The organism is Paraburkholderia sp., assembly GCF_034668105.1.
Classification (GTDB): Bacteria; Pseudomonadota; Gammaproteobacteria; order Burkholderiales; family Burkholderiaceae; genus Paraburkholderia.
Genome location: NZ_JAXDPY010000387.1, coordinates 1 through 9,437 on the forward strand (window position 1 = coordinate 1; position 9,437 = coordinate 9,437).

Annotated in this window: 9 protein-coding genes and 1 pseudogene; 8 read left to right on the forward strand and 2 right to left on the reverse strand. The window is 58.7% G+C overall.

Features of this window, described 5'->3' with window-relative positions; genetic code table 11:
- Window positions 1–185 precede the first annotated feature (185 nt).
- Complete coding sequence (locus tag QOC89_RS17280) at window positions 186–428, reverse strand: response regulator (RefSeq protein WP_323046128.1); 243 nt, start codon at window positions 426–428, stop codon at window positions 186–188.
- Between the two features lie 64 nt (window positions 429–492).
- A complete protein-coding gene (locus tag QOC89_RS17285) occupies window positions 493–1,548 on the reverse strand; it encodes a LacI family DNA-binding transcriptional regulator (RefSeq protein ID WP_323046129.1) in 1,056 nt (351 codons plus the stop codon).
- A 227-nt stretch (window positions 1,549–1,775) separates the two neighbouring features.
- Here QOC89_RS17285 and QOC89_RS17290 point away from each other — a divergent pair, with 227 nt between their 5' ends.
- The 8 genes and pseudogenes from QOC89_RS17290 to QOC89_RS17325 form a co-directional block, all read left to right on the forward strand.
- A complete protein-coding gene (locus tag QOC89_RS17290) occupies window positions 1,776–2,768 on the forward strand; it encodes a substrate-binding domain-containing protein (protein ID WP_323046130.1) in 993 nt (330 codons plus the stop codon).
- Window positions 2,769–2,887: 119 nt separating this feature from the next.
- Window positions 2,888–4,456: a sugar ABC transporter ATP-binding protein gene (locus QOC89_RS17295; RefSeq protein ID WP_323046131.1), complete on the forward strand. Its 1,569-nt coding sequence runs from the start codon at window positions 2,888–2,890 to the stop codon at window positions 4,454–4,456.
- Window positions 4,449–5,462 carry an ABC transporter permease gene (locus QOC89_RS17300; RefSeq protein ID WP_323046132.1) on the forward strand — a complete coding sequence of 338 codons (1,014 nt, stop codon included), beginning with the start codon at window positions 4,449–4,451 and terminating at the stop codon, window positions 5,460–5,462. Before QOC89_RS17295 ends, QOC89_RS17300 begins: the two co-directional genes overlap by 8 nt.
- Window positions 5,459–6,490, forward strand: a complete 1,032-nt coding sequence (locus QOC89_RS17305) for an ABC transporter permease (RefSeq protein WP_323046133.1) — start codon at window positions 5,459–5,461, stop codon at window positions 6,488–6,490. The genes QOC89_RS17300 and QOC89_RS17305 overlap by 4 nt, the downstream gene beginning before the upstream one ends.
- The gene (locus QOC89_RS17310) at window positions 6,487–7,362 is read left to right on the forward strand and encodes a sugar phosphate isomerase/epimerase family protein (protein WP_323046134.1); all 876 of its coding nucleotides are present in this window, start codon (window positions 6,487–6,489) and stop codon (window positions 7,360–7,362) included. The genes QOC89_RS17305 and QOC89_RS17310 overlap by 4 nt, the downstream gene beginning before the upstream one ends.
- A gap of 122 nt (window positions 7,363–7,484) precedes the next feature.
- Window positions 7,485–8,105, forward strand: coding sequence for a nucleoside/nucleotide kinase family protein (locus QOC89_RS17315; RefSeq protein WP_323046135.1), 621 nt, complete (start codon window positions 7,485–7,487; stop codon window positions 8,103–8,105).
- An 87-nt stretch (window positions 8,106–8,192) separates the two neighbouring features.
- On the forward strand, window positions 8,193–9,176 hold the full coding sequence (locus tag QOC89_RS17320; RefSeq protein WP_323046136.1) for a hypothetical protein: 984 nt from the start codon (window positions 8,193–8,195) through the stop codon (window positions 9,174–9,176).
- A 66-nt stretch (window positions 9,177–9,242) separates the two neighbouring features.
- Window positions 9,243–9,437: pseudogene (locus QOC89_RS17325) on the forward strand (MFS transporter); the annotation flags it as partial.

Consider the following 9,437-nt stretch of genomic DNA (forward strand, 5'->3'; position numbering starts at 1 on the left):
GCCGTATTCCGCGAGCCGGGATGCGCGGACACGGCACCACGAGACGTGAAAAGCCGCGAGCAGCAGGCCGACGAGTGGTTTGCCCTCGCCGAGCAATTGACGGATACCGACCCTGTGGGTGCGGAGCCCGCTTATCGGAAAACGGTCGAACTGGCTCCTTAGGCATCTGAACGCTTATCGCAGACTCATCGGGTGACGACTTCCAATTGGAGCGGACCGCTGTCAGCAGCCATCGCGGTCCGCTCAACCCGTTCAATCGCCGCAATCAAACTCGAGATTTCAACGGGCTTCATCAGGTAATCATCGAAGCCGGCCGCTTTTGCTTCCTCGACGTCCGTGTCCCGGCCGTATCCACTGAGCGCGATTAGCCGGATGGGCGGTAGCCCTGATAGGCGTCGTATCAAGCTGACGAGTTGAATACCGCTCAAGCTACTCGACCAGGCGGTTGGGCGCCGTGAGTCCGTTCAGTGAGAGTTGGAGCAGCTTCGCCCCTTAGCGGTCAAACTCCTTCGTCTGCTCCGCCTCTTCGAACTTTTTGCCAAATCCCGTGGGCACAAGAATGAGAGACCTGTCGGTCGGGTCGTGCTTTTCAAGCAACGTGAACGCTTCTGAGATGATTTTTTGCACGTCCTGCCGCAACATTGTTACATCGAACGGTAGGTATGCCGCGAAAGGGTCCCAATCGAAGCAGCCAACGACCACGGTATTCCAGGCGTCGTGAGATAACGTCGCCATAAACTGAACCAACCCCTCAAGCGCGGTAATCGAATTCATCAGCAGGCCAAATGGGGGGCGCCCGAGCTTCTGGCAGCGAATGGCCAGCGCGCGGTTGGCAGCTGCCGCGTTATACCCGCAGCACTCGACGGCATCTTTTGCAGGCGCTATACCGCGAGCTTTGAAAGCGTCCCGGAAACCGGTGATACGCATCTCAGTCGCATATTCATTGGCGACCCCACCGAACAGGACCAGCTCATCCGGTGAATGGCCACGCGCCAGCAATTTCTCAATCAACACCCCGGTTATCTCCGCCGCTCCTTTGCGATGGTCTGTAACAACGGACGGCGCTCCGTCGCCTGGCAGGTCGAGATTGATGGAAGGCACACCCGCTGCCGAACAGAGGGCGTTCAACGGCGTCGGGTTTCGCACACCGGCGATGAAGAGCAACTCGACGCGTTGCGACAGAAGTGTTTTTGTGACATTCACTTCGACGGCAGGGTCACGCTGGGTACCTACGACTATCGGACAGAGACCTCGGCTACGAGCCAGGTCTTCAAAGGTCTGAGCGAGCCCTGCAAAAAAGCGGTTTCGGTAGTGCGGAAGAACCATCCCTGCGAGCCCCGAGCGTGACAGCCGAAGCCCTCGCGCTTTCATGTTGACGTTGTACCCGAACTCACGGGCACATTCGAGAATTCGATTCGCTGTCTCCTCCTTGATGCGGTAGCGGGCCCAATTGCCGTTCAGGACCATGCTCACTGTTGAAGTTGAAGAACCGGTCTTCTCTGCGATGTCGTAAATCGTGGACTTGCGTCCTGGGTTGCTGCTTGCCATCAACGTTGCTCCGAGGCATTTCCGCCGTTCATGTGCTCTAAAGGTAACCGTTTTCGTAAAAGGTGCCATACCCGGGTAACTCCGGGTCGACCGCCTTGCTGAATAGATTCAGCATACACCTACCCGCCTTGCTGAATGGATTCAGCAACACTGCAAAACGTACGAGCGGGCTTTCCTAACACTCATCGGCCGTCTGCCGGGTAGGTCGGGCGTCCAACGGAGGAGACATGTTCAAGAACATCATCCGTACCTTGGGCGCAAGCGCAATCGCGCTCGCTTTGACGACAAGTTTTGCGTCGGCCTCACCCGACAAACCGGTAATCGGCGTGGTCGTGAAGATTGGCGGAATTCCATGGTTCAACGCCATGGAAGCGGGTATCAAGAAGCGCGCTGACCAGCTCGGCGTCAAGGCGTTCATGGTCGGGCCGACGAGCGCTGACCCTGCGCTTCAGGTGCGTGCCATCGAGGACCTGATTGCGCAGCATGTAGACGTCATCGGCGTCGTACCAAACGACGCACAGGTGCTGGAACCTGTTCTTCAGCGCGCCCGGGCAGCGGGTATCAAGGTCATCACGCACGAGTCCCCGAAGCAGCAGAACGCTGATTGGGATTTTGAACTGGCCTCGGTCAAGGGGTTTGGCGATGCTTACGGAAAACGCCTCGGTGAGGCGCTGGGCGGAAAAGGCGAATATGCAGTGTTCGTCGGGTCGCTGACTGTACCGCTGCATAACGCGTGGGCGGACGCGGCAAACGCCTATATCAAAGCCAACTATCCCGGGATGACCCTCGTTGGGGACCGTTACGGTGTCGCTGAAGACGTGGACGCGTCGCGCAAAACTGCGCTCGACCTGATGCGCGCCCATCCCAACCTGAAAGGCATCCTTGCGTTCGGCAGCCAGGGCCCAATTGGAGCAGCTCGCGCCGTTGCCGAGCAGCAGGCGAAAGGAAAGGTTCTGGTTCTCGGGCCGTTCTCGCCAGGACAAGGCCGAAAGCTCGTTCACGATGGCGTGCTGAGCGGCGGATACATGTGGAATCCGGAAGTCGCTGGCGAAGTGTTTGTAACGCTGGGTGTGATGCTCGTAAAGGGTCAGCCGATTAAAGACGGCACGAATATCCCGGGTCTGGGCGTTGTTCATCCCGATGGACACAACCTGATTGTCGACAACCTGGTGGACCTCAACGCCAAAACCGTCGACGACCTCGCAAAGTTGGGCCTCTGACGACAATCCTTTGGTCGAACGGGTGAGCGCGGCTGTAACGCCGCTCACCTGGAAGTTACCGCTACGACGACTCATCTGGTCTCCAGCCGGTCGCGTGCAAGTACCATCGGAGCGTTTCCATGAGTCATCCAGCTTCCACCAATACCCTTGGTTCTCAGCGAGGGGTTGCGAACACGGCATCGGCCGCGCTCGACGCGGACCGTGCGCCACTGCTCAAGCTCGAGAACATCTCCAAAATCTTCGGTGGCGTTAAGGCGCTGCGGGCCGTGAAGTTCGACGTCATGCCCGGCGAGGTCCTCTGCCTCGCCGGCGAGAATGGCTGCGGCAAGAGCACCATCATCAAGATTATCAGTGGGGTCTATCAGCCGGAACCAGGCGCGGTGATGCTCATGGATGGTGAGTCAATCGAAGGTCTGGACCCGGCGAGAGCCCGTGACCTCGGTATTCAGGTTATCTGGCAAGACCTGGCGCTTTTCCCCGAGATGACCGTTGCGGAAAACATCGCTTTCGAGCAGAACCTGGGGGCTCGTCCGCGCATCGTTAGCTACGGGAAGATGAAGGAGGCGGCACGTCGAATTCTTGAGCGGCTCGGCGTTTCCATCGACCTCAACCGTTCGGTTCGCTCGCTGTCCATCGCACAGCGGCAGGTGGTGGCAATCGCCAGAGCGCTTGTTCGTGACGCGCGACTTGTCTTCATGGACGAGCCGACTGCCTCCCTCAGCCACGCTGAGACTGAAGCTTTGCTGAAAATTGTCCGGCGACTTTCCGCGGATGGCATTGCCGTGGTTTTCGTCAGCCATCGGCTCGCTGAAGTGCTGGATGTCTGCACTCGCGTGACCGTTTTCCGTGATGGGCAGTATGTCGGCACGTTTCCCACCGAAGGGATGACACAAACCCGCCTCACGGAATTGATGACAGGCCGCACTTTCGACTACGAAGTACGCACCACAGACCTGACAGACGCGCCCGTTGTGCTCGAGGTACAGGGGCTGTCACGCGCCCGTCAATACCATGACGTGTCCTTCAAAGTGCGACGGGGCGAGATTCTTGGTGTCACGGGACGCCTTGGCGCAGGAAGAACGGAAGTTGCATTGTCGCTCTTCGGAATGACACGCCCAGGTGCGGGCTCCATCCTGCTAGACGGCAAAGCCCTCTCGGTACGCACAAATCGTGATGCTATCCGCGCAGGCATAGCCTATGTCTCTGAAGACCGTCTCCAACTCGGACTCGTACAACCGCAATCAATTGGCGACAACACGGTGGCGGCGGTACTCGACGACCTTCTGGACGGTACCCATCTCATCGCCGCCAAAAAACGAAACGCATTGATTCAAGACTGGATTCAACAACTGGCCGTGAAAATCGGGAAGCCGGACGATGCGGTCTCCACACTGTCGGGCGGCAACCAGCAGCGCATCGTGCTCGCCAAGTGGCTGGCAACAAACCCGAAGCTTCTGATTCTGGATTCACCCACCGTAGGCGTCGACGTCGGCGCCCGGGCTGGCATATTCGCCATCATTCACAAGCTCGCTTCTGAGGGAATGGCCATCTTGCTTATCTCGGACGAGATTCCGGAGGTCTACTTCAACTCCGACCGGATTCTGCACATGCGCGACGGACGCATTGTCAAAGAGTACGTGCCGGGAACGACAACGATGGAACAAATCGAGCGAGACGTCCATGCCTGATTTTCGCAAACTCGGAATCGGTTCGATCGAGGCCCTGCTGATTCTCGTTATCGCCATCATGGTGATTGGCCTCAGCCTTTCAACCTCGACATTCCTTACCGCGCCGAACCTGTTCGACCTGCTCAACCAGAGTTCCGTCAACATCCTTTTTGCAGTCGGGCTGCTGGTCGTGCTAATTGCGGGCGGCATCGATATTTCATTCGCCGTCGGTGCATCGGTGGTTCAGTACCTCACTGCATTGACCGTGATGCGACTCGGCGGTGGCAATTGGGCACTCGGTTTCATCGTGTCTGCATTCTTCGGATTTCTGCTTGGCGCCATCAACGCCACGATTATCTACAGGTTTCGCATCGTCTCCATTGTGGTGACGATTGCCACGTTCAACGTGTTCTTCGGTGGATTGATGTTTCTCACGGGCGGGGTATCTATCTACGACTTGCCAGACTGGTGGACGGACAGAGTCTCCCTCATCCATTTCACCACCGCGAGTGGCAATGCGAACCTCGCACTGCCTGTGGCCGTGATGGTCGTTATGGTCATCGCAACCTGGTTTCTGCTGCGACGCACGACAACCGGCCGACAGCTCTACGCAATGGGCGACAACCCGGAGGCAGCGCGTCGCGTGGGAGTCAACATAGGCGCAATGCATTACATCGCCTTCGGCTGGCTCGGCATGATGGCTGGCATTGCCGGGCTGATGCAAGCTCACTACGTGCAGGAAGTAGTTCCGAACGCGTTTTACGGACGTGAGCTGGATGTGCTCGCTGCCGTAGTGCTCGGTGGTGCAAGGTTAGGCGGCGGGCGCGGCACGATTCTCGGCGCAATCCTCGGCATCCTCCTGACGGCCATCACCGCCAACGGCTTGAACCTGCTTGGCATCTCGCCGTATGCGTTCAAGATGATTATCGGAGCCATCATTCTCATCGCCATTACCTTGTCGAGTGGCGGCTTCGCCAAGCTCGTGGGTGCGCGATTCACGTCACCAGGCGTAAAGGCCTCGTCATGAACACGTCTACATCTCATCGTTCGGCCGCGCCGCTTGTGCCAGCGGACGTCGCCGGGTTGCTTGGATTCCTCGTCCTGGTTATCGCAGTCCTGAGTTTCGCATCAGACCGATTTTTCTCGGTGAGCACTTTCGTCTCGGTGGCGTTCCAGTTGCCGGAACTTGGCTTCTTTACGCTGGCCATGTTGATGCCCCTGATTTCCGGTGGCTTCAATCTCTCGGTGACTTTCACTGCGAACATTTCCGGCCTGGCGATGGCGTGGGTGCTTCGTACATACGGTGGAGCGGATGCCGGCGCCATGGCCATCATCCTCGGCATTGCTGCCGCACTGGCTACGGGCGCCGCTGCCGGTTGGGTGATGGGAGCTGTCATTGCCCGCACAGGAGCAAGCCCAATCCTCGTCTCTTTGTCAATGATGATTTTCTTGCGCGGACTGGGCGAATTCCTCACACGTGGAGGTGACATCTCCGGGTTCCCGCCGTTTGTGCGCGAAATGGGCAACGGTGTCTTCCTCGGCGTACCCATTCCCTTGCTGATTTTTCTCGGCTGCGCATTACTTTGGCACGTTGTGATGACGAAGTCGCGGCTGGGCTTCGCCACACGCATGATTGGGTCGAATCTCGAGGCGACGCGATACTCCGGCATCCAGACAACGCGTGCGGTTACCCGAATCTACATGCTATCGGGGTTGATGTGCGGCATTGCGGGCGTGGTGATGGCCGCCCAGTTCAATTCGGTTCGCGTGGGCCATGGCGAAGCATTTCTCCTCATCTCCGTGCTGGCCTGTTTCCTGGGACGCGTTGACCCGTTTGGTGGCTTCGGCCGCGTGGTACCGGTCGTCATCGCTCTCGTGATTCTCCAGGTCATTGCTTCTGGCCTCAATCTGCTGGGCGCCAATCAGCATCTGGCGACTGCGTTGTGGGGTGTCTTCCTGCTTGCTGTGATGCTCTTCCGTTGGGCGTGGGCGAACGGCATTTCGAAAACTTTGGTCCGCAAGCGCGTGACCACAACTGAAGGAGTTACACAATGAACAAGCTCGGCGTACACGCACTGGTTTGGGCTGGCGACCTCACGCCGGAGTCGACGCGCAAGGTTTTGAGTTCGACGAAGGAAGCTGGCTTCGACCTTGCGGAACTGTCGCTGCATGGTCCGAAAGTTATGGACTTCGCCCTCACGCGAGACCTGCTGCAAGAGTTCGGGCTTGAAGTTGGTTGCTCCCGCGGCCTGACGTTCGAAGCAGACGTGTCGAGTGAAGATGCTGCAACGGTCGCTCGCGGGGTGGCGATGCTTGAGGAGGCAATCACTATCACCTCGGAAATCGGCGGCAAATATTTCGGCGGCATCCTGTACGGCGCGATGGCGAAATACAGCGCGCCGGTCACCAAAAAAGGCCGTCAAAACGCAATCGACTCCATCAAGCGCATCGCAGATTTTGCGCTCAGGAAGGACGTGAAGCTAGGCCTCGAAGTCGTCAATCGCTACGAAAGCAACCTGCTCAACACAGCATCTCAGGCATTGGCATTGATTGACGAAGTCGGCGCGCCAAACGTCGGTGTTCACCTCGATACGTATCACATGAACATCGAGGAATCCGACTTCATGCAGCCGGTTCTCCGGTGCGGCGACCGCCTTGCTTACGTCCATATCGGCGAGAGCAATCGCGGATACCTCGGCTCGGGGACCATCGATTTCTCGCAGTTCTTCCACGCGCTCGCGATGGTTAACTACAGAGGTGTTGTCACGTTCGAGAGCTTCTCGTCGACGGTCGTCAACGAACAACTGTCCAACGCTCTGGCTATCTGGCGCAACCTGTGGGACGACGGCATGGACCTGGCAAAGCATGCGCGAGAGTTCATGGCTGGCGGAATCAACGCCGCGGCAATGGCGAAGGCGCATCACTGAACGCGTCGTGCACGTAGCGCGGCATCAGACGTGTCGGGATTCTGAAACACGGGCTGCAACGTGGCGTCGGCGAGCGCAATGCACGCGCTCCCGACGCCTGAAAAAATATCTGGATGATGTCCATGATTGAAGACCGTTATTTGAGCCGGCTGCGCCAGTTGACCACTGGCGGACGTCGCCACATTCTCGGACTGGTCGGCGCGCCGGGAGCCGGCAAGTCGACCCTTTCCCAGGCAATCCTCGATGCCTTCCCTGGCAAAGTTGTGATTGTCCCGATGGACGGGTTTCATCTGGCGAACGCGGAGCTTGTACGCCTCGGTCGGGCATCTCGTAAAGGTGCCGAAGATACATTCGACAGCGCAGGCTATGTCGCGCTGGTGCGTCGGCTGCGCGAGCAGCGTGATGACGAAACGGTCTACGCACCTTCTTTCCGCCGCGAGATAGAAGAGCCCATCGCCAACGCAATTCCGGTCGCGCCCGATACACCGCTCGTCATCACCGAAGGCAACTACCTTCTGTTCGAGCACGGCCACTGGAAGGGTGTCCGGCCCCTGCTCGACGAAATCTGGTACGTCAACGTCGACTCGGCTCTGCGCCAGCAACGGCTCGTCGGCCGTCACATGAGCTTCGGTCGTGACGAGGGCGCAGCAAAGCAATGGGTTGAGCAGACCGACGAGGTGAACGCGCGGTTGATTGATGCCACGCGAGACCGGGCGGATGTCCAGTTCCACTGGTCGTCGTAAGGCGGGCCAGTCCGGACCGACGCGCAGAAGTTATTGCGCTGCGCGGCCGGTTCTGATGCGGATTTCTGGCGAAACTAACGAGACGACATGATGGACACAATCGAGCGCTGGAAGCTTGGCTGGGACTACGGCGAGGCGGAGGTCCAATCACTGGGTGGCATGCTCGCACCTGTGCGTTTTGACATCGGCGAAGGACGCTCTGTCTCTCCCATGCAGGTGGCCGCCTGGACCGATGACGGCCGCCAGCATGGACTTATGCGTGCGCTGCGCGGTGAATGGCCCTGTCTGCCGTTTGGGATGGTTGAAGCGCCTGCGGGCCTTCCCGCTGAGTTTGGTCATCGCGAGGCCAGTGACGGCTGGGTCCACGGGTACGGTGCAAATCACATGTGGACACTGGTGAAACAGACCGCCCACATGCTCTTGCTTCAAATCGCGTATCCGGCCGACAGTGCAATTGAAAAACTTGAGCGTAAGGTCGAAGCGGACCCGAATACGCCCGCCTTGCTGGTTTCGCTTACCGTGCATGCCCGGGGCGACGTCGTGATGCCGTTCGCTCTGCATCCGACTTTCGCCATCCCCGACGGAGGCGTGGAGGTTATTGCCTGCTCCAGCCAGTCCATCTATAGCTATCCGGTCCCGCAGGAACCCGGCATCTCGCAGATTCTGCCGAACCGTGCGTTCGCGTCTCTGGCAGAAATCCCGACGACGAAAGGTTCGATGAACGCTTCTCGACTGCCATTGGCGGAAAGCACCGAAGAGCTGATGCAGATTTCCGGATGTCAACCACCTTTTATCTTGCGGTATCCGGAGGAGCGTGCGCAGGTGAGCCTCAACTGGAATGCCAGCGAGCTGCCCGATGCCTTGCTGTGGATTAGCAACGGTGGGCGAACTCACGAACCCTGGTCGGGACGACATTTCGCTGTGGGTGTCGAGTCAGCCAACAGCTTTTTTGACCTGGGTCGGGTGGTGATTCCTCCTGCCAGTCACCCGCTCGCCGACCGTTTCGGATTGGTTTTCCGGGCAAGCGCGCCGCGGACAATCACGTACCGGTTGTCGGCACGGGCACTGTGAAATTGAGTTCGCTTTCTTAAGCTGTGGCGCGCGCCCGCTTTGGCCACGACGCGTGCAGGCTAGAAGAGGCGTAGGGGGTTTAATCATGCCGCGCTCGAAATCAAGAAAATCCCACGTTCAAGTGCCCCGCCACCACAAGCGCCCATCATCGCGACGCAACTGCTGAGCTTCGTCACATGGCGGTGGGTGTTTGCTCTCGTAGCGCTCCCCGGACTGATACTCGGTCTGATTATGTTCTATGTCATTCGCGAGCCGAAGGTG